Source organism: Klenkia terrae (assembly GCF_900491935.1).
GTDB classification, from domain to species: domain Bacteria; phylum Actinomycetota; class Actinomycetes; order Mycobacteriales; family Geodermatophilaceae; genus Klenkia; species Klenkia terrae.
This window is the reverse complement of record NZ_UEXK01000004.1, coordinates 3,509,276-3,532,463: the sequence shown is the minus strand read 5'-3', so window position 1 is coordinate 3,532,463 and position 23,188 is coordinate 3,509,276. Positions and strand designations below refer to the sequence as shown.

The 23,188-nt window shown below is 73.5% G+C and carries 19 protein-coding genes and 2 tRNA genes; 3 read left to right on the top strand and 18 right to left on the bottom strand.

Going from position 1 to position 23,188, the window contains the following annotated elements:
• Nucleotides 1-3: 3 nt before the first annotated feature.
• The 11 genes from LFA75_RS17590 to LFA75_RS17540 form a co-directional block, all read right to left on the bottom strand.
• Nucleotides 4-636: a class I SAM-dependent methyltransferase gene (locus LFA75_RS17590; RefSeq protein ID WP_225234895.1), complete on the bottom strand. Its 633-nt coding sequence runs from the start codon at nucleotides 634-636 to the stop codon at nucleotides 4-6.
• Nucleotides 637-641: 5 nt separating this feature from the next.
• Nucleotides 642-1,046 (bottom strand): hypothetical protein, encoded by a 405-nt coding sequence (locus LFA75_RS17585; protein ID WP_225234894.1) that lies wholly within the window; start codon nucleotides 1,044-1,046, stop codon nucleotides 642-644.
• A 10-nt stretch (nucleotides 1,047-1,056) separates the two neighbouring features.
• Complete coding sequence (gene galK, locus LFA75_RS17580) at nucleotides 1,057-2,163, bottom strand: galactokinase (protein ID WP_225234893.1); 1,107 nt, start codon at nucleotides 2,161-2,163, stop codon at nucleotides 1,057-1,059.
• Nucleotides 2,160-3,233, bottom strand: coding sequence for a galactose-1-phosphate uridylyltransferase (galT, locus tag LFA75_RS17575; protein WP_225234892.1), 1,074 nt, complete (start codon nucleotides 3,231-3,233; stop codon nucleotides 2,160-2,162). Before galT ends, galK begins: the two co-directional genes overlap by 4 nt.
• A 56-nt stretch (nucleotides 3,234-3,289) precedes the next feature.
• Nucleotides 3,290-4,081 (bottom strand): SDR family NAD(P)-dependent oxidoreductase, encoded by a 792-nt coding sequence (locus tag LFA75_RS17570; RefSeq protein WP_225234891.1) that lies wholly within the window; start codon nucleotides 4,079-4,081, stop codon nucleotides 3,290-3,292.
• Between the two features lie 92 nt (nucleotides 4,082-4,173).
• Nucleotides 4,174-5,352, bottom strand: coding sequence for an LLM class flavin-dependent oxidoreductase (locus LFA75_RS17565; RefSeq protein ID WP_225234890.1), 1,179 nt, complete (start codon nucleotides 5,350-5,352; stop codon nucleotides 4,174-4,176).
• A gap of 140 nt (nucleotides 5,353-5,492) precedes the next feature.
• A tRNA-Glu gene (locus tag LFA75_RS17560) sits at nucleotides 5,493-5,565 on the bottom strand.
• 44 nt (nucleotides 5,566-5,609) lie between these two features.
• Nucleotides 5,610-5,681 (bottom strand) — tRNA-Gln (locus LFA75_RS17555).
• Nucleotides 5,682-5,746: 65 nt separating this feature from the next.
• Entirely contained in the window at nucleotides 5,747-6,913 is a 1,167-nt protein-coding gene (locus LFA75_RS17550) for a CPBP family intramembrane glutamic endopeptidase (RefSeq protein WP_225234889.1), read from the bottom strand.
• Nucleotides 6,910-8,412: a glutamate--tRNA ligase gene (gltX, locus tag LFA75_RS17545; RefSeq protein WP_225234888.1), complete on the bottom strand. Its 1,503-nt coding sequence runs from the start codon at nucleotides 8,410-8,412 to the stop codon at nucleotides 6,910-6,912. The genes LFA75_RS17550 and gltX overlap by 4 nt, the downstream gene beginning before the upstream one ends.
• Nucleotides 8,409-9,212, bottom strand: a complete 804-nt coding sequence (locus LFA75_RS17540) for a fumarylacetoacetate hydrolase family protein (protein ID WP_225234887.1) — start codon at nucleotides 9,210-9,212, stop codon at nucleotides 8,409-8,411. Before LFA75_RS17540 ends, gltX begins: the two co-directional genes overlap by 4 nt.
• Before the next feature lie 54 nt (nucleotides 9,213-9,266).
• On the opposite strand from LFA75_RS17540, the gene LFA75_RS17535 reads away from it, so the two are divergent.
• Nucleotides 9,267-9,650 carry a VOC family protein gene (locus LFA75_RS17535; RefSeq protein WP_225234886.1) on the top strand — a complete coding sequence of 128 codons (384 nt, stop codon included), beginning with the start codon at nucleotides 9,267-9,269 and terminating at the stop codon, nucleotides 9,648-9,650.
• A gap of 68 nt (nucleotides 9,651-9,718) precedes the next feature.
• Here the strand turns inward: LFA75_RS17535 and cimA are convergent, their stop codons facing one another.
• The 4 genes from cimA to serA form a co-directional block, all read right to left on the bottom strand.
• Nucleotides 9,719-11,323, bottom strand: a complete 1,605-nt coding sequence (gene cimA / locus LFA75_RS17530; protein ID WP_225234885.1) for a citramalate synthase — start codon at nucleotides 11,321-11,323, stop codon at nucleotides 9,719-9,721.
• A gap of 225 nt (nucleotides 11,324-11,548) precedes the next feature.
• A complete protein-coding gene (locus LFA75_RS17525; RefSeq protein WP_225234884.1) occupies nucleotides 11,549-12,571 on the bottom strand; it encodes a 3-isopropylmalate dehydrogenase in 1,023 nt (340 codons plus the stop codon).
• 104 nt (nucleotides 12,572-12,675) lie between these two features.
• Complete coding sequence (locus LFA75_RS17520) at nucleotides 12,676-16,143, bottom strand: S8 family serine peptidase (protein WP_225234883.1); 3,468 nt, start codon at nucleotides 16,141-16,143, stop codon at nucleotides 12,676-12,678.
• Between the two features lie 469 nt (nucleotides 16,144-16,612).
• Nucleotides 16,613-18,214, bottom strand: coding sequence for a phosphoglycerate dehydrogenase (gene serA, locus LFA75_RS17515; RefSeq protein WP_225234882.1), 1,602 nt, complete (start codon nucleotides 18,212-18,214; stop codon nucleotides 16,613-16,615).
• Nucleotides 18,215-18,335: 121 nt separating this feature from the next.
• On the opposite strand from serA, the gene LFA75_RS17510 reads away from it, so the two are divergent.
• On the top strand, nucleotides 18,336-19,133 hold the full coding sequence (locus LFA75_RS17510; RefSeq protein WP_225234881.1) for a hypothetical protein: 798 nt from the start codon (nucleotides 18,336-18,338) through the stop codon (nucleotides 19,131-19,133).
• A 62-nt stretch (nucleotides 19,134-19,195) separates the two neighbouring features.
• Entirely contained in the window at nucleotides 19,196-19,525 is a 330-nt protein-coding gene (locus LFA75_RS17505; RefSeq protein WP_225234880.1) for a hypothetical protein, read from the top strand.
• Nucleotides 19,526-19,571: 46 nt separating this feature from the next.
• On the opposite strand, the gene ilvC is transcribed toward LFA75_RS17505, so the two are convergent.
• From ilvC to LFA75_RS17490, 3 genes are read right to left on the bottom strand one after another with little or no spacing between them, the layout of a single operon-like run.
• On the bottom strand, nucleotides 19,572-20,597 hold the full coding sequence (gene ilvC / locus LFA75_RS17500; RefSeq protein ID WP_225234879.1) for a ketol-acid reductoisomerase: 1,026 nt from the start codon (nucleotides 20,595-20,597) through the stop codon (nucleotides 19,572-19,574).
• A gap of 39 nt (nucleotides 20,598-20,636) precedes the next feature.
• On the bottom strand, nucleotides 20,637-21,152 hold the full coding sequence (ilvN, locus tag LFA75_RS17495) for an acetolactate synthase small subunit (RefSeq protein WP_225234878.1): 516 nt from the start codon (nucleotides 21,150-21,152) through the stop codon (nucleotides 20,637-20,639).
• Nucleotides 21,152-23,056 carry an acetolactate synthase large subunit gene (locus LFA75_RS17490; RefSeq protein ID WP_225234877.1) on the bottom strand — a complete coding sequence of 635 codons (1,905 nt, stop codon included), beginning with the start codon at nucleotides 23,054-23,056 and terminating at the stop codon, nucleotides 21,152-21,154. The genes ilvN and LFA75_RS17490 overlap by 1 nt, the downstream gene beginning before the upstream one ends.
• Nucleotides 23,057-23,188: the final 132 nt, after the last annotated feature.

The window sequence follows — 23,188 nt, the reverse complement described above, 5'->3', positions numbered from 1 at the left end:
CGGTCAGGCCGGCCGGCGGGCCACCAGCAGCGCCTGCGGGTGCGCGGTCCACATCGGCGGGAAGCTCAGCTCCGCGACCGGCTCGAGCCCGGCGTCGGCGAGCACCGTCGCCATGGCGGCCGGCTGCCACAGGTGCGTCGTCCAGGTGATGCCGTCGACCCCGTAGGCCACGGTGCGCTCGACCTCGCCGTCCCCCACGTGGGTGCCCCACACCAGCTGGCCGCCGGGCACCAGCGCGCGGGCCAGGGTGGCCACGACCTCGGCGACCGCCGGCCGCGGCAGGTGGAACAGCGACCACCAGGCCAGCACCCCGCCCAGCGACGCCGGCGCCGGGTCCAGCTCGGTCGCCGAGCCGACCTCGAACCGCAGGTGCGGGTGCAGTCGGCGGGCGTGGGCCACCATCCCCGGCGACAGGTCGACCCCGGAGACCTCGACCCCCAGCCCGGCCAGGTGCGCCGTCACCAGGCCGGGACCGCACCCGACGTCCAGCACCGGCCCCAGGTCGCGCACGTCCTCGGCGACGGCGGCCAGCGCGGCCCGCAGCCAGGGGTGCGGCCCCAGGTCACCGGCGGCCATCTCGACGTAGGCGTCGGCCACCCGGTCGTAGGACGCCCGCAGGCCGGGGAGGTCGGTCACGGTGCTCAGCCCGGGAGGTCCGCGGCCCAGGCGAGGAAGGACGCCGCCTGCGGGCCGTCGAGCACGGCGACCGCGACCAGCGGGGCGTCGCCCAGGACCAGCGCCCAGGAGTCGGGCGGCAGGTGCCCGAGGTCGTCGTGCATCGCCGACCCGGGGCCCGCGGCGCCCGGCCGGCACAGGAAGGCCAGCGGCGGGACGGCGGACTCCGCGATGCCGGCCCGACCGCGCCCGACCGCGCGGACGTCGGAGGCGTGCAGCTGCACCCGGACCCCGCCCGCGGTCAGCACCACCGACGGGACGTCGCGACGGCGCTCGACCGGCAGCGGCGCGAACTCGGCCCGCACCGCGGCGCCCTGCCAGGGCACGACGGGGGCCGGGGGCACGGTGGGACGGCGGCGGAACCCGAACACGGAGGACCCCTCAGGCGACGCGGTGCGCGCCGGGCGAGGGGACGGCGACGAAGGTGCGGTAGCTGCCACCGGCCGGCTGGACGGCGGCGGTGACCGCGTCCAGGTCGGCGGTCTCCACCAGCACGATCGCCGAGCCGCCGAACCCGCCGCCGACCATCCGGGCACCGTGCGCCCCGGCGGCCAGCGCGGTGTCCACGACGGCGTCCAGCTCGGGCGTGGAGATCTCGAAGTCGTCGCGCAGCGAGACGTGCCCGGCGGTCAGCACCGGGCCGATCGCCCGCGGGTCGCCCCCGCCGGTGAGCATGCCGACGACCTGCAGCACCCGCTCGTCGTCGGTGACGATGTGCCGGGCCCGGCGGCGCAGCACGTCGTCGGCGAGCGCCTCGACCGCCTCCGGGGTGGCGTCGCGCAGCGCGGGGACGCCCAGCGCCTCGGCCGCCCGCTCGCACTCCCGGCGGCGGTCGCCGTAGCCGCCGTCGGCGTGGGAGTGGGTGTGCCCGGTGTCGACCACCAGCAGCGCGAGGCCGGCGGCGGCGAGGTCCAGGGGCACCTGCTGCCGGCTGCGGTCCCGGGTGTCCAGGAACAGCGCGTGGCCGGCCTCGCAGAGCAGCGACGCCGACTGGTCGAGGATCCCGGTGGGCGCGCCCACGAAGTCGTTCTCGGCCCGCCGGGCGATGTCCACCAGCGCGTCCAGCGGCAGGTCCGGCCGCAGCAGGTCGCGCAGGGCCAGGGCCACCGAGCAGGTCACCGCGGCCGAGGAGGACAGCCCGGCCCCGGCGGGGACGTCGCCGTCCACCAGGACCGAGAGGCCCCCGGGCAGCTCGAACTGCTCGGCCACGCCGGCCACGTACCCGGCCCAGCCGGCCGGGTTGCCGGCGCGGACCTCAGTCATCGGCAGCTCGACCACGGCACCGGGCTGCTGCACCGAGGCGATCCGGAGCAGGCCGTCGGTGCGGCGGGCCACCGAGGCCAGCACCCGGTGCGGCAGCGCGATGGGCAGCACGAAGCCGTCGTTGTAGTCGGTGTGCTCGCCGATCACGTTGGCCCGCCCCGGGGCCAGCCACACGCCCTCGGGGTCGGCGCCGAACACGTCCCGGAACGTCGTCGGGGAGGTCACGGCACGACCACCGCACGCAGGGCGTCGGCCGCGCCCTCGGGCGAGGTGTCGGACACGAAGGCGCCCATCCCCGACTCGGAGCCGGCCAGGTACTTCAGCTTGCCCGGGGCCCGCTGGAAGCTGAACAGCTGCAGGTGCAGCCACCACTGCTCGCGGCCGGCGTGCACGGGGGCCTGGTTCCAGGAAGAGATGTAGTTCATCGGCTCGTCGAACCGGTGCGCGAACCGGCCGAGGACGTCCAGGTACACCTCGACGAACGCATCGCGCTCGGCGTCGGTCAGGGTGGCGACGTCGGGGACCCGGCGGTGCGGGAAGAGCTGCAGCTCGTAGGGCCAGCGGGCAGCTGCCGGCACGAACGCCGTCCAGTGCTCGTTGGCCGCGACCACGCGCGGGCCGGAGCGCTCGGCGGCCAGCACGTCGGCGAACAGGTCGCCCTCGTAGGTGGCGACCTGGCCCAGGATCTTCTGCACCCGGGGGGCGAGGAACGGGTAGGCGTAGACCTGCCCGTGCGGGTGGGCGAGGGTCACCCCGATCTCCTCGCCGTGGTTCTCGAAGAGGAACACCTGCTCGACGCCGGGCAGCGCGGACAGCGCCTCCGTGCGGTGCGCCCAGGCGTCGACCACCAGCCGGGCGCGCTCGGCCCCGAGGTCGGCGAACGAGCGGTCGTGGTTGCTGGTGAACACGATGACCTCGCAGCGCCCCTCCCCCGGCCGCAGGGCGACCAGCGGGTTGCCCTCGGCGTGCGCGGGGACGTCCCGGTCGACCTCGGTGGACAGCGACGGGAACCGGTTCTCGAAGACCGCGACCTCGTAGTCGGCCTCGGGGACCTCGGTGGCCCGGGCCGGCGTCGAGGCGCACAGCGGGCACTGGTCGGCCGGCGGCAGGAAGGTGCGGGTCTGCCGGTGTGCGGCGATGACCACCCACTCCCCCAGCAGCGGGTCCCAGCGGACCTGCGAGCGGGTCGCCACCGGGGGCAGGTCGCGGGGGTCCACCGCCTCGCGCGGGGTCGGGACGCTGTCGAAGTACACGATCTCCCGGCCGTCGGCCAGGTGACGAGTGGTCGCGATCACGATTGTGAACGCTAACACCGGCCCGGCCGCACAGCGACGACCGGGCCGGGACGTCCTCAGATCGTGGCGACCGAACCGGCGTCGACGCGGTAGTTGCTGCCGTTGACGAAGCTGGCCCGCTCGGAGCACAGGAACGCGATCACCGAGGCGACCTCCTCGACCTGGCCGCGGCGGCCCAGCTCCATGCCCGGCCGCTCGTCGGCGAGGAACGACTCGACCGCCTCGTCGAACGAGGTCCCGTTCTCGTCGGCCCGCTTGGTCATCATCGCGTCGGTCATCGGCGAGGCGATGAAGGCCGGGGACACGGCGTTGACCAGCACGCCCTCGGAGCCGTAGCTCTTGGACAGGCCCTTGGTCAGGCTGAGCACGGCGGCCTTGGCGGCGCAGTAAGGCAGCTCGTCGACGTAGGGCTGGACGGCGTCCTCGCTGGCCAGCAGCACGATCCGGCCCCAGCCGGCCGAGCGCATGCCGTCGACGAAGGCCCGGACGACGCGGACCACCGAGAAGAAGTCGATCTCCAGGGTGGACCGCCAGCCCTCCTCGTCGATCTCGTGGAAGAGGCCCTGCGCACCGGTGATGCCCGCGGCGTTGACCAGGATCGCCGGGTCCCCGACGGCCTCGGTGACGGCGGCCTTCAGCCGGGCGACGTCCTCGGGGTCGGTGAGGTCGGCGGCCACCGCGGTGACGTCGCCGTCCAGCCCGGCAGCGGCCTCGTCCAGCGCCGCCTGGTCCACGTCGGTGATCACCACCCGCACGCCCTCCGCGAGCAGCAGCCGCGCGGTCTCCAGCCCGATGCCGGAGTCGGCGCCGGTGACCAGTGCCGTGCGTCCGCTGATGCCGAGGTCCATGGGTGCTCCTGTCGTGGGCACCCTCGCTGGGTGCGTCCGGGGGCTCCTGTCCCCCGGACGCACCAGGCTCAACCCAGGGCGTGACCGGGCACTCAGCCCTTGGCGGCCACCTCGGCGGCGTAGCGCTCGGTCATCGTGGCGACCGCCTGCATCTGCTGGGCGGCGTAGTCCTCCCGCTTGCCGCTGGCCCGATCCTTGGCCCCCAGGGTGGCCTCGGCGTGCGTGGTCTGTCCGCCCTGGAAGTGCGGGAAGACGTGCTGGGCGATGAGCTCGTAGGACCGCCGGGTGGCCTCGGGGTTGGCCCACTCGTGGGCCAGCAGCAGCATGGCGCCGAACCCGCCGGACTGGTCCCACAGCTTCTGCACCTGCTTGCGGGCGTCCTCGACGGTGCCGATCGCGCCGATGCCGGCGTCGTTGATGAAGTCGATCATCTCCTTGACGTCGCCGCCCTCGACCGCCATCTGCGGGAAGGCCGCGGTCTTCTGGAAGTACCGGAACCAGCTCTCGATCCCGAACTGCACGTCGGCGTAGGCCTGCTCGCGGGTCTCCGCGATGTGCATGAGCCCGACCAGCCGCCAGTCCGCGCGGGACACGGTCTGCCCGTTCGCCTCCGCCCGCTCCTCGACGACCGACCAGTGGTGGGCGAGGGCGTCGAAGCCGTCCGGCGACAGCGTCGCGCCGATCGACAGCAGCCCGATGCCGTGCGTGCCGGCCTGCCGGGGACCGGTCGGCGAGGCGACCGCGGCGACGGCCACGTCGAACAACGGGTCGCTGTAGGGCCGCAGGTGCAGCCGGGCGTCGACCAGGGTGTGCGTGCGGGTCGTCGCGGTGACCGTCTCGCCGTGCAGCAGCCGCATGATGATGTCGAGGTTCTCGGCCAGCAGCTCGCGGGTGTCGGTGGGGTTGAGCCCCAGCATCATCGAGTCCGTCGGCAAGGAGCCCGGACCGCAGCCCAGCATCACCCGGCCGCGGGTCAGGTGATCCAGCATGACCATCCGCTCGGCCACCCACAGCGGGTTGTGGTAGCTGATCGAGGTCACCCCGGTGCCCAGCTTGATGCGCTTCGTGCGCTCGGCGGCCGCGGCGATGAAGATCTCCGGCGAGGCGATGATCTCGCTGCCGGCCGAGTGGTGCTCGCCGATCCAGGCCTCGTCGTAGTCCAGCCGGTCCAGGTGGGCGACCAGCTCGAGGTCGCGCTGGATGGCCGTCGTGGGGTTCTCCCCCGCCGGGTGGAACGGGGCCAGGAAGATGCCGAACCGGAGCCTGCTCATGTGGTCCTCCGCGCTGAGGGGTTGAGACCTCGATCACAGACCACCGCCGGGCCGCCCGTCAACGGTTGCACCCTGTTGCACAGGTGGGCCCAGGAATGCCGAGAGCCCCCGACCCGGGTGGGTCGGGGGCTCTCGAGGTGTAGCCCCGAAGGGATTCGAACCCTCGCTACCGCCGTGAGAGGGCGGCGTCCTGGGCCGCTAGACGACGGGGCCAGAACTGCAGTGCTGATCGTACAGAGGAGATGGAGCGTTCCTCGCTGGGGTACCAGGACTCGAACCTAGACTAACGGAACCAGAAACCGTCGGGCTGCCAATTACCCCATACCCCATGGGCTGTGCTGTTGTGCGGGCCTTGCGGCGCCGTCGAAGACACTACCCGATGGGTCCGCGCGCCTCACGCACCCCCCTGCCGGGACCACCGCGCGTCGGGTTCGGGGCCGCCGTCGGCGGGGACCGGCGCGGGCAGCGGCGGCGCCGGCACCCAGGTGGGCGCCCAGGCCACCGGCGCCCGGCGCAGGTCGACAGCGGGGCTGAGCAGCTCCGGCGCCAGCGTGCGGCGCGCGGCGCCCACCAGGGCCACGTAGGCCCCCATGGCGACCGTGTCCAGCAGGACCACCAGCAGGAACACCCCGGCCGGCGGCGACTGCGTCGAGACCCCGCCGCCCACCGCGCCGGACAGGACGAAGACCGCCACGTTGTTCACCGCGTGCAGCACGATGGCCGCCTCCAGCCCGCCGGTCAGCCGGGTCACCCACGAGGCGGCCAGCCCGAACACGAAGCGGTCCAGGAAGGTCAGCACATCCGGCGGGGCGTGGGCGGCCGAGAACAGCGCCGCGGTGAGGACGGCGGCCACCACCGCGCCGGTGCGCTCGGTGCGGAACCAGGCCGCCACCAGCTGGCTCAGGTACCCGCGGAAGACGTACTCCTCGGCCGCGGACTGCAGCGGGGTGGTGAGCAGGACGACGACCAGCAACCAGACGTAGCCCGGTACCGGACCGGTCACCGTCGTCCCGGGCTCGAGCAGCGAGATGCCGATGGTGACCACGACGCCCACGCCGAGCGTGGCCACCGCCCGCCACGTCAGCGGCACCAGCAGCCGCCAGCGCAGCTTCCCGGTGACCGACGAGGACCAGCCACGCCCGAGCCCGTGGGCGACCGCCCAGGCCGCCCACACGATCGGGATGGCCACGATCAGCGACAGGTTGGTCAGCAGCAGCACACCCGGGTCGGTGAGCTCGAGCAGGTCGGCCACCGGCACCAGGCCGGTCAGCAGGACCGCCAGGACGACGAGCACCGACGCCACCGCGTAGAGCACGCCGAACATCAGCAGGCCCAGCAGCGGCCGCCACCAGGCCCAGTCCCGGGTGCGCATCAACCACGCGTAGGGCCGCGGGACGTCGAACGGCGGCGCCCCCGGCGGGGTGACCGGCCGCCCGGCCCGCACCGGCGCGGGCGGGACGGCGGGCGGGGGGGCCTGCACCCAGGACCGCGGCACCTGCTCGGCCGCGCCCCACGGCCGGGTGGCCGGCGGGCCGACGTAGGACCACCCCTGCTCGGTCACGCGGTCGCGACCTCCCGGGCCGCCGCCAGGCGGGCCAGGGTGACCTCGCGGCCCAGCAGCTCCATCGACTCGTACAGCGGCGGGCTGACCGTGCGGCCGCTGATCGCCACCCGCACCGGGCCGAAGGCCTGCCGGGGCTTGCGGCCCAGCTCCTCGACCAGCGCCTGCTTCAGGGCGGCCTCCAGGTCCGGCGTCGTCCACGCCGGCAGCGCCGTCAGCGCGGCCGTGGCGGCGTCCAGCACCTCGACGGCGTCCGGGCCGGTCAGCTGCTTGGCCACGGCGGCCTCGTCGAGCACGACCTGGTCCACGAACAGGAAGCCCAGCAGGCCCACCGCCTCGCTCAGCACGACCATCCGCTCCTGGGCCAGCGGGGCGATCGCGTCCAGCACCCGCTGCTGCTCGGCGGTCGGCGTGGCCTCGACCAGCCCGGCACCGGCCAGGTACGGCGTGACCCGGGTGACGAACTCCTCGACCGGCAGGGCCCGCAGGTGGGTGGCGTTGATCGCCTCGGCCTTCTTCAGGTCGAAGCGGGCCGCGTTGGGGCTGACCCGGGTGACCTCGAAGGCCTCGACCAGCTCGGCCGGCGAGAACACGTCGCGGTCCTCGGCGATGGCCCAGCCCAGCAGCGCCAGGTAGTTGACCAGGCCCTCGGGCAAGAAGCCGCGCTCGCGGTACAGGTCCAGGTTCGACGTGGGGTCGCGCTTGGAGAGCTTCTTGTTGCCCTCCCCCATGACCAGCGGCAGGTGCCCGAAGCGCGGGGTACCGGAGGCGACGCCGATGTCGGTGAGCGCGGTGTACAGCGCCAGCTGGCGCGGGGTGGAGGAGAGCAGGTCCTCCCCGCGCAGCACGTCGGTGATGCCCATCAGGGCGTCGTCCACCGGGTTGACCAGCGGGTACAGCGGCTGCCCACCGGCCCGGGCGAGGACGAAGTCCGGCACGGCGCCGGCGGCGAAGGTGACCTCGCCGCGGACCAGGTCGTGCCAGGACAGGTCGGTGTCGGGCATCCGCAGCCGCAGCACCGGGGACCGGCCCTCGGCCCGGAAGGCCGCCTTCTGCGCGTCGGTGGTCTCCCGGTCGGCGCCGTCGTAGCCCTGCTTGGGGTCCTGCCCGGCGGCGACCCGGCGGGCGGCGACCTCCTCGGGGGTGGAGAAGGACTCGTAGGCGTGCCCGGCGTCGACCAGCTTGCCCAGCACGTCGGCGTAGATCTCGCCGCGCTCGGACTGCCGGTAGGGCCCGTGCGGGCCGCCGACCTCGGGGCCCTCGTCCCACTCCAGGCCCAGCCAGCGCAGGCTGTCGAGCAGGTGGCGGTAGGACTCCTCGGTGTTGCGCGCGGCGTCGGTGTCCTCGATGCGGAAGACGAACTGCCCGCCGGTGTGCTTGGCGTAGGCCCAGTTGAACAGCGCGGCCCGCATGACGCCGACGTGCACCGTGCCGGTCGGCGAGGGGCAGAACCGGGTCCGGACCGGCGTCGTCCCTGAGCTGCTGCCGGGGGCCGTCACGAGGCGGTGGAGGCGGTGTCGGCGCCGGTGACGCTGTTGGTCAGCTCGCCCAGGCCCTCGATCGCGCAGGTGACCGAGCCACCGGCGCGCAGCGGGCCGACCCCGGCCGGGGTGCCGGTGAGCACCACGTCGCCGGGCAGCAGCGTCATGACCTGGGAGATGTAGGAGATCAGGGTGGGGATGCCGAACAGCAGCTGGCTGGTGCGGCCGTCCTGGCGCAGCTCGCCGTCCACGGTGCAGGTGACCTGCAGGTCGGCCGGGTCCTTGCCGATGCCGGCCAGGTCGGTCTCGATCCAGGGCCCGATCGGGCAGAACGAGTCGAAGCCCTTGGCGCGGGTCCACTGGTTGTCCGCGCGCTGCATGTCCCGCTCGGTGACGTCGTTGCCGATCGTGTAGCCGAAGATGCTGGCCACCGCCTGCTCCTCGGTCACGTGCCGGGCGCCGCGGGCGCCGATGACCACGGCCAGCTCGGCCTCGTGGTGCACGTTGGTGCTGCCCGGCGGGATGCGGATGGCGTCGCCGGGCCCGATCACCGAGGTGGAGGGCTTGAGGAAGAGCAGCGGCTCCTTCGGGGCATCACCGGTCTTCATCTCGGCGACGTGGTCGGCGTAGTTCTTGCCGACGCACACCACCTTGCTGGGCAGGATCGGCGAGAGCAGCCGGACGTCGGCCGCGGCGTGCCGCTGGCCGGTGAAGCTGATCTGGCCGAACGGGTGGCCCTCGATCTGGGCGACCTGGCCGTCGCCGTCGAGGACGCCGAAGGACATGCCGGTGGGTGAGGCGTAACGGACGATGCGCACGGGTCGAGGCTACTGGCGTGCGGTCGGGCCCGTGCCGGGCCAGGATCGGCGGGCATGGCAGCCCGCATCACCTCCGTCGCCGTCGACGCCGTCGACCCCGCCCGCCTGGCCCGCTTCTGGGCCGACGTCCTGGGCTGGGAGGTGACCGGCGAGGAGGACGGCGTGGTCAGCCTCGGCCCGCCCGGTCAGCCCGAGAAGGGCCCGGTGCCGGGGCTGGACTTCCTGCCCACCCCCGACCCCACCCCGGGCAAGGTGCGGCTGCACCTGGACCTCAACGCCACCGACCGGGACCAGGACGCCGAGCTGCAGCGGCTGCTGGACCTCGGCGCGACCCGGGCCGACGTCGGCCAGGGACCGCGCACCGAGGAGATGACCTGGTACGTCCTCGCCGACCCGGAGGGCAACGAGTTCTGCCTGCTGGCCTCCACGGTGAGGTGATGGAACGGCCCCGTCGCAGGGACCCGCGGCGCGCGGAGCGCGTCGTGGGGGGCGACGGGGTCCTTCTGTCAGCGCACCGTGACGGCGTAGGTGAGGGCGTCGACCATCGCCAGCCAGGAGGCCTCGACGATGTTCTCGTGCACCCCGACGGTGGTCCACTCCCCCGCCTTGTCCGCGGTGTCCACGAGCACCCGGGTGGTCGCGCTGGTGCCGCCGGTCCAGCCCAGGATGCGGACCTTGTAGTCGGCCAGCTCGACGTCGGCCAGCTGCGGCCAGCGGCCCACCAGGGCCGACCGCAGCGCGGTGTCCAAGGCGTTGACCGGCCCGTTGCCCTCGCCGACCGTGACCACCCGCTCGGTGCCGCCGAGGCCGTCGGGCAGCAGCACCTTCACCACCGCCTCGCTGACCACCTGGCCGTCGGGGCGGTGCTCGACGGTGGTGCGCCAGCTCTCCAGCTCGAACAGCCGCGCCGGGGCGTCGGGCAGCTCGCCGCGCAGCAGCAGCTCGAAGGAGGCGTCGGCGGCCTCGTAGGACCAGCCGCGGGCCTCCCGCTCCTTGACGGCAGCGACGACCCGGCCGACGGCGTCCCCCTGCCCGGCCAGGTCGACGCCGAGCTCGCGGCCCTTCAGCTCGACCGAGGCGCGGCCGGCCATCTCGGTGACCAGGATGCGCATGTCGTTGCCCACCACGACCGGGTCCAGGTGGTTGTAGAGCTCCGGGCTGACCTTGATGGCGCTGGCGTGCAGGCCGGCCTTGTGCGCGAACGCCGAGGCCCCGACGAAGGGCTGGTGGTCGTCGGGGGTGAGGTTGGCGAGCTCGGCGATCGCGTGGCTGACCCGGCTCAGCTCGGGCAGGCACTCCGCGGGGACGACCGGCAGCCCCATCTTGGTGACCAGGTTGCCGATCAGGGTGAAGGTGTCGGCGTTGCCGGCCCGCTCGCCGTACCCGTTCGCCGTCCCCTGGACCTGGGTGGCGCCGGCCTCGACGGCGGCCAGGCTGTTGGCGACGGCGCAGCCGGTGTCGTCCTGGCAGTGGATGCCCAGCTGGCCCTCGACCCGGGCCCGGACGTCGGCGACCACCCGGCCGACGCCGCTGGGCAGCATCCCGCCGTTGGTGTCGCACAGGACGCCGACCTCGGCGCCGGCGGCGAAGGCAGCCCGCAGCACGGCGACCCCGTGGTCGGGGTCGAACGCGTACCCGTCGAAGAAGTGCTCGCAGTCGACGAACACCCGCCGGCCGTGGCCGACCAGGAAGGCGACGGTGTCGGCCACCATCGCCAGGTTCTCCTCCGGCGTGGTGCGCAGGGCGTCCCGGACGTGCCGCAGGTCGGACTTGGCGACCAGGCAGACCACCGGGGCGCCGGAGTCCAGCAGCGCCCGCACCTGGGCGTCGTCCTCGACCGCCACCCCGGCCTTGCGGGTGGCCCCGAACGCGACCAGCACGGCGTGCCGCAGCTGCAGCTCGGTGCGGGCCCGGGCGAAGAACTCGGTGTCCTTGGGCAGCGCCCCGGGCCACCCGCCCTCGATGTAGGCGACCCCGACGTCGTCGAGCAGCCGGGCGACGGCGAGCTTGTCGGCCACCGAGTACGTGATGCCCTCGCGCTGGGCACCGTCGCGCAGGGTGGTGTCGAAGACCTCGACGACGGGGCGGACGGGGGTCTGCTGCTCGGTCACGGCGTGCCTCTCGGGGGGTGTGCGGGTCCGGACACGAAAAAACCCCCCGGGGTACGGAGGGTCGGCGCGCAGTCGGGGAGGTGACTGCGCGCTAGGTGATGATGATCGTGCCGGCGGTGTGCATCGCCGCAGATGGTCGCACCCGGGGTCCGCGAGGAGCAAGCGCGGGCGCGCACCCGCGGTGCGGGTGCGCGCCCGTGGAGCGGCGGTGCGGTCGGTGCGGGGTCAGCCCGAGGCGAGGGCGGCGAGGCGGTCGCCGACGTCGCTGGTGCGGATCGGCTGGGCCCTGTCCCGGGTGGACAGGTCGAAGGCGACGGCGGCGTTGACCTTGCGGGCCTGCTCGCTGCGGCCCAGGTGGTCCAGCAGCAGGCCCACCGACAGCACGGTCGCGGTCGGGTCGGCCTTGCCCTGCCCGGCGATGTCGGGCGCCGAGCCGTGCACGGGCTCGAACATCGAGGGGTTGGTGCCCGAGGCGTCCAGGTTGCCGCTGGCGGCCAGCCCGATGCCACCGGTCACCGCGGCGGCGATGTCGGTGACGATGTCACCGAAGAGGTTGTCGGTGACGATCACGTCGTACCGGCTCGGGTCGGTCACGAAGAACATCGCCGCGGCGTCCACGTGCTGGTAGGCCACCGTGATGTCGGGGAACTCCGCGGCGACCTCCTCCACCGTGCGCGACCACAGCGACCCGGCGTGGGTGAGCACGTTGGTCTTGTGGATCAGCGTCAGGTGCTTGCGCGGGCGGGCCACGGCCCGCTCGAAGGCGTACCGGACGACCCGCTCGACGCCGAAGGCGGTGTTCAGGCTGACCTCGGTGGCCACCTCGTGCGCGGTGTCCCGGCGCAGCACCCCGCCGTTGCCGACGTAGGGCCCCTCGGTGCCCTCGCGGATGCAGAGCATGTCGATGTCGCCGGGGGCTGCCAGCGGGCTGGTGACGCCGTCGTAGAGCTTCGCCGGGCGCAGGTTGACGTGGTGGTCGAGCTCGAACCGCAGCTTGAGCAGCAGCCCCCGCTCGAGGATGCCGCTGGGCACGCTGGGGTCCCCGACCGCGCCGAGCAGGATCGCGTCGTGGCCGCGCAGCTCGTCGAGCACCGTGTCGGGCAGCAGCTCCCCCGTGCGCTGCCAGCGGGCAGCTCCCAGGTCGTAGTGCGTGGTCTCGACGTCGGGGGCCACCTCGCCGAGGACCTTGAGGCCCTCGGCCACCACCTCGGGGCCGATGCCGTCTCCAGGGATCACTGCCAGGCGCATGGGGTCAGAGGCTAGTGCCCGGCCGGTCCACCGCCGTACCCGGACGCACCGACGCCCCCCGCAGGTGGCTCCTGCGGGGGGCGTCGGGTCGTGCGGTGCGGGCGTCAGCCCGCGGGCGGTACCTCGGTGGACGCCGGGGCCTCGGACGCCGGGGACTCGGTCGCCTCGGCCGCCGGCGGCTCGGTCACCTGCTCGTCCGGCGGCGTCGTCGGGTCCACCGGGGTGGAGTCCGCCGGCGGCACCGTCGTGACCGTGGCGTCCCCGGCCGACGGCGCGATGGCCACCGACTGGGTCCGGCCGACCGCGCCGCTGTTCTGGCTCAGCACGACCATCGCGCCCTTGTCCCCGCCGACCGCGGTGTCCGCGGCGTAGGAGGCGGCGTCCTGGGTGACGGCCAGCTGCGTGCCGTCGGTCGCCGGCACCATCAGCGCGGACTCGCCGTCCACGTCGAAGGACAGGCCCGGGGCGGTCGGGTCGAAGCTCATCGCCTGGGGCGCGAGCTCGGTCCCGGCCGGGGTGCTGACCGTGCCGACGTCGTCCACCGTGCCGTTGTAGCTGGCCGACTGGACGCCGAAGGTGATCCGGCCCGACACCTCGGGCAGCGCCGACAACGGCACGCCGAGGACCTGGACGTCGGAGTCGAACGCGTTGGTGTCGACGAGCCCGTCGTACAGGTTCATCGGCGCCACGTACGGCTCCCCGCCCGGGCCCACGAGGTTGTAGTCCCGGTCGGTGATGACGACCAGCGGGATGTCGTAGTCCGCGATCCGGGTCGTGGTGACCTGGTAGTCCCAGAGCCCGTCACCGGTCGCGTCGAGGTAGACGCCGTAGTTCACGGCCGTCTCCGCCGAGGTGAACCGGCCGTGCGCGGAGACCGCGAAGTACAGGCCGGCGTCGTCGCCGAACTGCTGCACGTCCGAGGCGACCCCGACCGCGGCCAGGTCGACCGAGCGCTCGAGCTCGGTCTTGTAGCAGCTGCTGGAGACCGTCGTGGTGCACTGCGCCATCTCCGGGCTGGTGCCGAGCTGCTCGAACCCGCTCACCAGGGAGGTGTAGCTGTTCGGGTCCAGCGGCTCGCCGTTGGCCACGCCCTCGCCGGCGAGGGTGATGGTGGAGCCGTCCTCGTCGGCCGACGCGGTCAGCGTGGAAGCCGGCTTCGGGTTGGCGTGCACCGGCACCCGCAGCGTCTCGCCCCGGTTGTTGTTCGGGGTGAGGACGACGCGGCCGCTGGCCTCGCCGAGGAACTGGCGGCCGTCGTCGGTGACGACCGTCGGGTCGGCGACCTTGAGCAGGTCGTCCTGGGTGGCGGTCATGGTGATCGTCACCGTGCGGCTCTGGCCCGGGGGCACGGTGAGCCGCTGGGCGGACAGCGCGTAGCGGACGCCGGGCTGCTCGACGAGCGCGTCGTAGCTGACCCGGTAGACGGCCGCCCGGGTGCCCTTGTTGGCCACGGTGATCGTCTTGGTCGCCGACACCTGCTCCTGGTCGACCTCGACGACGCCGAAGGAGGCGGTGACGACGCCGGACCCGGCCTCGGCGTAGGCCAGCACCGTGTTGTTCAGCGCGGCCTCGGCGTCGATCCGGCCGGCGCCGACCCGGTTGGGCCCGTACACGTCGCCGGTCTGGTCCGGTCCGGTGTAGAGGTCGTGGCCGGCGGTGTTCATCAGGTCGGCCTTGACCTCCTCGGTGGTCCACTCCGGGTGCGCCGCGCGGATGAGCGCGGTGACCCCGGCGGTGACCGGGGTGGCCATCGAGGTGCCCGACAGGCTCTCCCCGCCGCTGCCCTCGCCGACGCCGGCCGAGTAGAGCGTCACGCCCGGTGCGGTGACGTCGGGCTTGGCGCCGTCCTCCTGGCGCACCCCGCGGGAGCTGAACGAGGCGAGCAGGTCGACCTGCTCGGGGCTCGTGGCGGTCGCGGCGTCGCGCAGGCTCGGCCCGAAGGTCACGGTGACGGTCTGACCACCGCCGACGGCGTCGCGCAGCGCGGCCCCGTCGGTGGCCGGCACCAGGATGCCCGGGATCTGGGCGACCCCGGTGATGCCGGTCTCCAGCAGGTCGTCGTCGCCGATGATCATGAATCCGGCGGCGCCGGCGTTCACCGCGTTGGTGCCCTTGGCCACCGATCCGCAGGCGAAGCCGTCGGCCTCGATCAGCAGGATCTCCCCCGCCGCGTAGCCGGCCGGCAGCGGTGCGCAGGCCGACTCGTTGCCCGCCGGGGCGTAGACGAGGTCACCGGTGACGTCGGGCTTCGTGGCCCCGGCGTCGTCGGTGTCGCTGTAGGCCTGCGAGCGCAGCCCGGGCCGGACGCCGTCCACGACGCCGTCGGGTGCGGTGACCTGCCAGCCGTCGAAGACGCCGTAGCCGTCGTTGCTGGCGGCCACGCCGATGCCCCGGGGGGCGTTGCCGGGCGAGCCGCCGATGTCGTAGCTGTCACCGGCGTTGCCGGCGGCCAGGACGGCGAGCATGCCCAGCTGCATGGCCTGGTCGATGGCCATGGAGTCGGCGTCGTCGGCCAGGCCGTAGTCCGAGCCCAGCGACAGGTTGACGACGTCCAGGTGGTCGCTGGGGTCACCGTCCTGGTTGGGGTCCAGCGCCCACTCGATGGCCTGCATCGTCACGTCGGTGGAGCCGTCGCAGCCGAAGACCTTCAGGGCGTAGAGGTCGGCGCCGGGCGCCATGCCCGGCCCGATCCGCAGGTCGGCGGGGACGCCGCCGTCGTAGCCCGCGGTGTAGGTGCTGCCGTCGGCGTTCACGCCGTACCCGGCCGAGGTGCCGGCGACGTGGGTGCCGTGGCCGTTGCAGTCCAGCGGGTTGGGGTCGGGCATGGCGACCGGCTGGTAGGCCGGGCTGCTCGGGTCGGCGTTGTAGCTGTCGCCGACGAAGTCGTAGCCGCCGACCACCTTGGCGTTCGGGAAGATCCCGGCCGGGGCGGGCTGGGCCTCGTAGGACTGCAGGGTGTCGTACTGGTCGACGCTGCCGCTGCCGCCGAAGTCGGTGTGGGTGTAGTCGATGCCGGTGTCGATGATGCCGATCGACACCCCCTCGCCGGTGTTGCCGAGGTCCTGCCAGGCCTGCACGGCCTGCACGACCGACGCGGCGCCGGTGTTGCTGACCTGCTTGGGCGTGATCGGGTGGACCGCGACGACGTCGGGCAGCGCGGCCAGGGCCTCGTAGTCGGCGGCGTCGGCACGGACGGCCACGCCGGAGAGCACCGTCGAGGTGGTGTAGAGCACCTGGGCGTCCGGCACGGCCGCCGGCACGTCCGCGGCCACCTGGGCGGCCGCGGCCTCGGCGGCCGGCTGGGCGGCCGCGGCTGCGGCTCCCGCGGCCGCCTCGCCGGAGCCGGGCAGGACGTCGGTGAAGACCTCCGAGGTGGAGGGGGTGCTCGTCTGGACGAAGAAGGAGGCCGGACCGCTGGCGGGCAGGCCCGCCGGTCGGCCGCCGTCGAGGCGGGCGGAGAGGGAGTCCTGGACCTGCTGCAGCTGGTCCGGGGTGAGCGAGAGCCGCTCCTGCCCGGCCCGGGCCGCGATGTCGTCCGGGGAGGCCGAGGCGATGCCCGCGCCCCCCGTCATGGTGAGGGCCGCCGCGATCGCGACGATCCCGCTCCGGGCGAGGACGCGGTGGCGTCCGTCCCCGGTGGTGGTTGTCCTGGGAACCACGTGCACCCCTGTCGGCGTTGAAGGTGGGTCTGGCGGTGCCGGTGCCTGCTCCCCGCCGCTGCGGCACCGGTGTGCGTCCACGGTGGTCGTGAGCAAGGCTTCGGACCATGGCCCGTTCGGCCCACCGCCGGTGCGTGTAATTCGGCAGATGGCCCAGTGCCGTCACCGCGACGCCGGGCCACGGCAGGCGGCACCGGCCCGCCGCGCGCCGAGCGTCATCCGGCCCACCACAGTTGCGCCGTGTGCCGAGTGACGCAGCGTTCAACGACCATCGGCTGTCAGCTACCTGTCCCCCGTCTGGCCATCCCCTGGCCCGGGACGACGGACGGCGCCGACCCCCGTGGGGGGTCGGCGCCGTCGGTGCGGTGCGGTGCGGGTGGGGTCAGAGCGGGTTCAGGTCGGCCGCGCGGGCCTCGCGTGCACCGATCTGGGCGGCGATGTCGGCCAGCAGGTCACCGCTGACCTCGCTGTCGACGGTGACCGCCATGAGCGCGTCCCCGCCCTGCGTGGTCCGGCTGACCTGCGCGCCGGCGATGTTGATGCCCGCCGCGCCGAGGGCGGCACCGACCGTGCCGACCACGCCGGGCCGGTCGGCGTAGGTGAAGAACAACAGGTAGCCCTTGGCCTCCAGGTCCACCTCGAAGCCGCCGACCTCGGTCAGCTTGGGCACCTGGTTCTTCCCGTACAGCGTGCCCGAGACGGTGACGGCGGTGCCGTCGGCCATCGCGCCGCGCACGGTGATCAGGTTGCGGTAGTGCGGGCTCTCCACGTCCTGGGTCAGGGTGACGTCCAGACCGCGGGCCTCGGCCAGCAACGGGGCGTTGACATAGCTGACCTGCTCCTCGACGACGTCGCTGAACACCCCGCGCAGCACCGCCAGCTGGACGACGGACACGTCGAACTCGGCGATCTTGCCCAGCACCTCGACCGACACCGACTGGGCCAGGCCACCGGCCACGGCGGTGAAGACCCGGCCGAGCTTCTCCGCCAGCGGCAGGCCCGGACGCACGTCCTGCGCCACGATCCCGCCGGCCTGCACGTTGACCGCGTCCGGGACGAAGTCGCCCTGCAGGGCCAGCCGCACGCTGCGCGCGACCGCCGTCCCGGCCTTGTCCTGGGCCTCGGTGGTCGAGGCGCCCAGGTGCGGGGTGACCACGACGTTGGGCAGCGCGAACAGCGGGCTGTCGGTGCACGGCTCCTTGGCGTAGACGTCGATGCCGGCCGCACCGACCTGGCCCGAGCGCAGCGCGTCGGCCAGCGCCGCCTCCTCGACCAGCCCGCCGCGGGCGGCGTTGACGATGATCACGCCCTTCTTGGTCATCGCCAGCTGCTCGGCCCCGATCATCCCGAGGGTCTCGGGGGTCTTGGGCAGGTGGATGGTGATGAAGTCCGACTCCCGGAGCAGCTCCTCCAGGGACACCAGCCGGACGCCGAGCTGGGCCGCGCGGCCGGGCTGGATGTAGGGGTCGTAGGCGATGAGGGTGACGCCGAAGGCGGCCAGCCGCTGGGCGACCAGGACGCCGATGCGGCCCAGGCCGACCACGCCGACGGTCTTCTCGGTGACCTCGACGCCGCTGAACTTCGACCGCTTCCAGGTGCCCTCGCGCAGCGAGGCGTCGGCGGCCGGGATGTGCCGCGCGGCGGCCAGCAGGAGCGCGATGGCGTGCTCGGCGGCGCTGACGATGTTGGAGGTCGGCGCGTTGACGACCATGACCCCGCGGGCGGTGGCGGCCGGGACGTCGACGTTGTCCAGGCCGATGCCGGCCCGGGCGACCACCTTCAGGTGGGGCGCCGCGGCGAGCGCCTCGGCGTCGATGGTGGTCGCGCTGCGCACCATCACGGCGGCGGCGTCGGCGAGGGCGGGCAGCAGCGCCGCACGGTCGGCGCCGTCGACGTGCCGGATGTCGAACTCGGAGCCCAGCACCTCCAGCGCGCTGGGGGCGAGCTCCTCGGCGATCAGGACGACGGGCGCAGGGGTGGTCACGGGTGGACAGCCTAGGACCCGCAGGTGGGGGGCGTGCTTGCCCCTCCCTCCGGCGCCCGCCATCCTGACTGCTCACCACCGGTCGCCCCGCAGCGTGACCGGTCCCGCACGGAGGAGAGCAGTGAGCGAGCACCAGGGAGACCAGGGCCGGTCGGAGACGACCCCGTTCGGCGACGGTGGCCGGGGGCAGGACGGCCAGAGTGCTCAGCAGCAGGGCGGGTACGGGCAGAGCAGCTACGGGCAGCAGCCCGATCCCTACGCGCAGCCCCAGCCCTACGGCCAGTCGCAGCCCTACGCCGGCTACGACCAGTCGACGGCCTACCAGCCCCAGGGGTACCAGCCGCAGGGCTACCAGGCCCAGGGCTACCAGCAGCAGGGCTACCAGCCCGCCGGGTACGGCCAGCAGCCCTACGGCTACGGCCCGGCCACACCGGCCAAGCCGGGCTCGGTCGTCACCGCTGCGGTGTTCGGGTTCATCTTCGGGGCGCTCGGCGTGCTCGTCTCGGGCCTGGCCCTGATCGGGTCGGCCGTCGCCATCGGTGCCGGCGCGGGTTCCAGCGACGAGTTCGACCTGGTCCCGGGGCTCAGCAGCATCGTCGGGGCGGCCATCGGCCTCTTCGTGGTCGCCGCGCTGCTCGCCCTCGCCTGGACCGTCGTCATGATCTGGGGCTCGGTCTGGGCGTTGTCGGGCCGCAGCCGGGTCATGCTGATCGTCGGAGCGTCGATCTCGATCGTGGTCACCGGCATCGGCCTGGTCGGCAACCTGGCCAACCTCGGCGACGACTTCGGCAGCACCAGCGGCGGGGACGTCGTCCTCAGCCTGGTGTTCTTCGCGGTGGCCGTGGCCATCGTCGTGCTGCTCTGCCTGGCGCCCTCGGCCCAGTTCTTCGCCGCCCACCGCGCCCGCCGCGGTCGCTGAGGTGACCGCACCCGCCCCGTAGTTCGGCCTGCCTTCAGGGGCCCGCCGCGAGCTTGCGAGTGGTGGGTGGAAGGCAGGTCCTTCTACTGCTGCCGGGGCTGAGCGGGTTGTCCTACGGCCTGGCCGGCAGCATCGGGGCCTTCGTCGTGGGCGGGCTGTACCTCCTCCTGTCCGCGGCGACGGTCTACGGCTCGGTGCAGCTGTTCCGCGGCCGCGACGCCCGGCTGCTGCAGGTGGTCGGTCTGGTGCTGGTCGCGGTGTGGCTGGTCAACCTGGTGCTGGCCGTCGTCCTGGTCGGCACCGTCGACGTGCTGTCGGTCCTGCTGCTCGTGCTGGCCGTCGGGGTGGTCGTGACCACCCGCCGTCCCGAGGTCCGCGCCTTCGCCGCGTGAACGCACGACGGCCCCGCACCCTGGGTGCGGGGCCGTCGTGACCGGGTCAGCGCTGGGCGGTGCCGGTGTAGTCGTCCGAGGCGGAGACCCAGCTCATCAGCCCGCGCAGCTGACGGCCGGTCTCCTCGATCGGGTGCGCCTCGGCGGCGGCCCGCTTGGCCGTGAAGTCCGGGGCACCGGCGTCCTGGTCGGCGATGAAGGCCGCGGCCCAGGTGCCGTCCTGGATGTCCTTGAGGACCTGGCCCATCGTCTCCTTGACGCGCGCGTCCACCACCCGGGGGCCGGAGGTGTAGTCGCCGTACTCGGCGGTGTCGGAGACCGACCAGCGCTGCTTGGCGATGCCGCCCTCGTACATGAGGTCGACGATCAGCTTGAGCTCGTGCAGGCACTCGAAGTAGGCGATCTCGGGCTGGTAGCCGGCCTCGGTCAGGGTCTCGAACCCGGCCTGCACCAGCGCGGACATGCCACCGCAGAGGACGGCCTGCTCACCGAAGAGGTCGGTCTCGGTCTCCTCGGCGAAGGTCGTCTTGATGACACCGGCGCGGGCACCGCCGATGGCCTTGGCGTAGGACAGCGCCAGCGCCTGGGCCGAGCCGGAGGCGTCCTGCTCCACCGCGATCAGGCAGGGCACGCCCTTGCCGTCGGTGAACTCGCGGCGCACCAGGTGGCCCGGGCCCTTGGGGGCGACCATGGCGACGTCGACGCCGGCCGGGGGCTTGATGTAGCCGAAGCGGATGTTGAAGCCGTGGCCGAAGAACAGCGCGTCGCCGTCCTGCAGGTTGGGCTCGATCGACTCGGTGTACAGCTTCCGCTGCACGTGGTCCGGCGCCAGGATCATGATCAGGTCGGCCTCGGCGGCCGCCTCGGCGGGGGTGACGACCCGCAGGCCCTCGGCCTCGGCCTTGGCGCGGGACTTGCTGCCCTCGGGCAGGCCGACGCGCACGTCGACGCCGGAGTCGCGCAGCGACAGCGAGTGGGCGTGGCCCTGGCTGCCGTAGCCGATGACGGCGACGGTGCGCCCCTGGATGATCGAGAGGTCGGCGTCGTCGTCGTAGAAGATCTCGGCGGCCATGCGGTGGGGCTCCTTGTCTAGGTGGGGGTTCGAGCAGGTTCAGGAGGCGGAGCGCAACGTACCGGCGCCGCTCATCGAGCGCGGACCGCGGGCCAGGGCGACGGTCCCGGACTGGGCCATCTCCTTGATCCCGAGCGGTGCCAGGACGGCGAGCAGCGCCTGCAGCTTCTCCGGGGTGCCGGTGGACTCGACGGTCACCGTGTCGGTGTTGACGTCGATGACCTTGGCCCGGAACAGCTCGACGGTCTGCAGCACCTGGGCCCGGTCGGCCAGCGGTGCGCGGACCTTGACCATGAGCAGCTCGCGCTGCACCGAGGCGCCGTCCAGCTCGACGATCTTGATCACCTCGATCAGCTTGTTCAGCTGCTTGGTGATCTGCTCCAGCGGCTGGCTCTCCACGTCGACCACGATGGTCATCCGGGAGAGGTCGGGGTTCTCCGTCGGGCCGACGGCCAGGGACTCGATGTTGTAGCCGCGGCGGCTGAACAGCGCCGAGACGCGGGCCAGCACACCGGACTTGTTCTCGACCAGGACCGACAGGGTGTGGCGGGGCATCAGACCGGGCCTTCCGTGTAGACCGGGCGGACGTCGCGCGCGGCGAGGATGTCGTCGTTGCTGGCGCCGGCGGCGACCATCGGCCAGACCTGGGCGTCGGAGCCGACCACGAAGTCGATCACGACCGGGCGGTCGTCGATCTCCATGGCCGCGGCGATGGTGGCGTCGACGTCCTCCGGCCGCTCGCAGCGCAGCCCGACGCAGCCCAGCGCCTCCCCCAGCTTCACGAAGTCCGGGATCCGGATCGGCTCGATGTCGCCGCCGCCGGAGCCGCGGTTGTGCAGCCGGGTGTTGGAGTAGCGACCGCCGTAGAACAGGGTCTGCCACTGCCGGACCATGCCCAGGTTGCCGTTGTTGATCACGGCCACCTTGATCGGGATGCCCTCGATCGCGCAGGTGGCCAGCTCCTGGTTGGTCATCTGGAAGCAGCCGTCGCCGTCGATGGCCCACACGGTGGCCTCGGGGCGACCGGCCTTGGCACCCATGGCGGCGGGGACGGCGTAGCCCATCGTGCCCAGGCCGCCGCTGTTGAGCCAGGTGCGGGGCTTCTCGTACTTCACGAACTGGGCGGCCCACATCTGGTGCTGGCCCACACCGGCGCAGTAGACCGCGTCCGGGCCGGCGATGGCGCTGAGCCGCTCGATGACGTACTGCGGGGACAGCGCGCCGTCCTCGGGCAGGTCGTAGCCCAGCGGGTAGGTCTCGCGCCAGCGGTCGAGCTGGGCCCACCAGGCGGACAGGTCGGGCCGGCCCTGCTGCTCCTGCAGCGTGGTAAGCGCGGCGACCAGCTCGGTGATCGTCTCCTTGGCGTCGCCCACGATCGGGACGTCGGCCTTGCGGTTCTTGCCGATCTCGGCCGGGTCGATGTCGGCGTGCACCACCAGGGCATCCGGGGCGAAGCTCTCGAGCTTGCCGGTGACCCGGTCGTCGAAGCGGGCGCCCAGCGCGATGAGCACGTCGGCCTTCTGCAGCGCGGCGACCGCGGTGACGGTGCCGTGCATGCCGGGCATGCCCAGGTGCTGGGCGTGGCTGTCGGGGAACGCGCCGCGGGCCATGAGGGTGGTGACGACGGGGGCGCCGGTCAGCTCGGCGAGCTCGGCGAGCACCTCGCTGGCCTCGGCCTTGAGCACGCCACCGCCGACGTAGAGCACCGGCTGCCTCGCGGCCTGGATGACCGCGGCGGCCTCGCGGACCTGCTTGCCGTGCGGGCGGGTGGTCGGCTTGTAGCCGGGCAGGTCGATCCGCGGCGGCCAGACGAAGTCGGTGGTGGCCTGCAGGACGTCCTTGGGGACGTCGACCAGCACCGGGCCGGGCCGGCCGGTGGAGGCCAGGTGGAAGGCCTCGGCGATCCGCTGCGGGATCTCGTCGGCGCTGGCGACCAGGAAGTTGTGCTTGGTGATCGGCATCGTGATGCCGCGGATGTCGGCCTCCTGGAAGGCGTCGGTCCCGATGAAGCCGCTGGCCACCTGCCCGGTGATCGCGACCATCGGCACCGAGTCCATGTAGGCGTCGGCCAGCGGGGTCACCAGGTTGGTGGCGCCGGGGCCCGAGGTGGCGATGCAGACGCCGACCCGGCCGGTGGCCTGCGCGTACCCGGTGGCGGCGTGCCCGGCGCCCTGCTCGTGGCGGACCAGGACGTGGCGCACCGAGGAGTCGAACAGCGGGTCGTACAGCGGCAGGATGGCCCCGCCCGGCAGCCCGAACCCCAGGTCGACGCCGACGGCCTCGAGGGAGCGCACGAGGCTCTGCGCACCGGTGATGCCGGTGCTCGGCCGCGTCGGGTCGAGCACCGACCCGTCGGTGGTCTCGACCCCGACGGTCGCCTCGGCGGCAGCCTGGGTGGGGGCGTCGACCGCCGCGGGATCGGGCGCGAGGGACGTCGGTGGGCTGGTGGTGGTGCTCATGCGGGGCGGGTCTCCCTGGGCGCGGGGGTGGGTGTGCGGTCGGGCTCGGCCAACAAAAAACCCCTCGTGCCAGGAGGCACGGAGGGGTGAGCGCGTCGGTCGGTGGACCGACGCGCTAGTCGATGACTACGA

What these genes read in the sequence shown, in the direction of transcription:
- ilvC (WP_225234879.1), bottom strand. Translation starts at nt 20,597, where the DNA reads ATGGCCGCCGAGATCTTCTACGACGACGACGCCGACCTCTCGATCATC.
- LFA75_RS17520 (WP_225234883.1), bottom strand. Translation starts at nt 16,143, where the DNA reads ATGACGGGGGGCGCGGGCATCGCCTCGGCCTCCCCGGACGACATCGCG.
- ilvN (WP_225234878.1), bottom strand. Translation starts at nt 21,152, where the DNA reads ATGCCCCGCCACACCCTGTCGGTCCTGGTCGAGAACAAGTCCGGTGTG.
- LFA75_RS17525 (WP_225234884.1), bottom strand. Translation starts at nt 12,571, where the DNA reads ATGCGCCTGGCAGTGATCCCTGGAGACGGCATCGGCCCCGAGGTGGTG.
- LFA75_RS17535 (WP_225234886.1), top strand. Translation starts at nt 9,267, where the DNA reads ATGGCAGCCCGCATCACCTCCGTCGCCGTCGACGCCGTCGACCCCGCC.
- LFA75_RS17570 (WP_225234891.1), bottom strand. Translation starts at nt 4,081, where the DNA reads ATGGACCTCGGCATCAGCGGACGCACGGCACTGGTCACCGGCGCCGAC.
- LFA75_RS17565 (WP_225234890.1), bottom strand. Translation starts at nt 5,352, where the DNA reads ATGAGCAGGCTCCGGTTCGGCATCTTCCTGGCCCCGTTCCACCCGGCG.
- LFA75_RS17490 (WP_225234877.1), bottom strand. Translation starts at nt 23,056, where the DNA reads ATGAGCACCACCACCAGCCCACCGACGTCCCTCGCGCCCGATCCCGCG.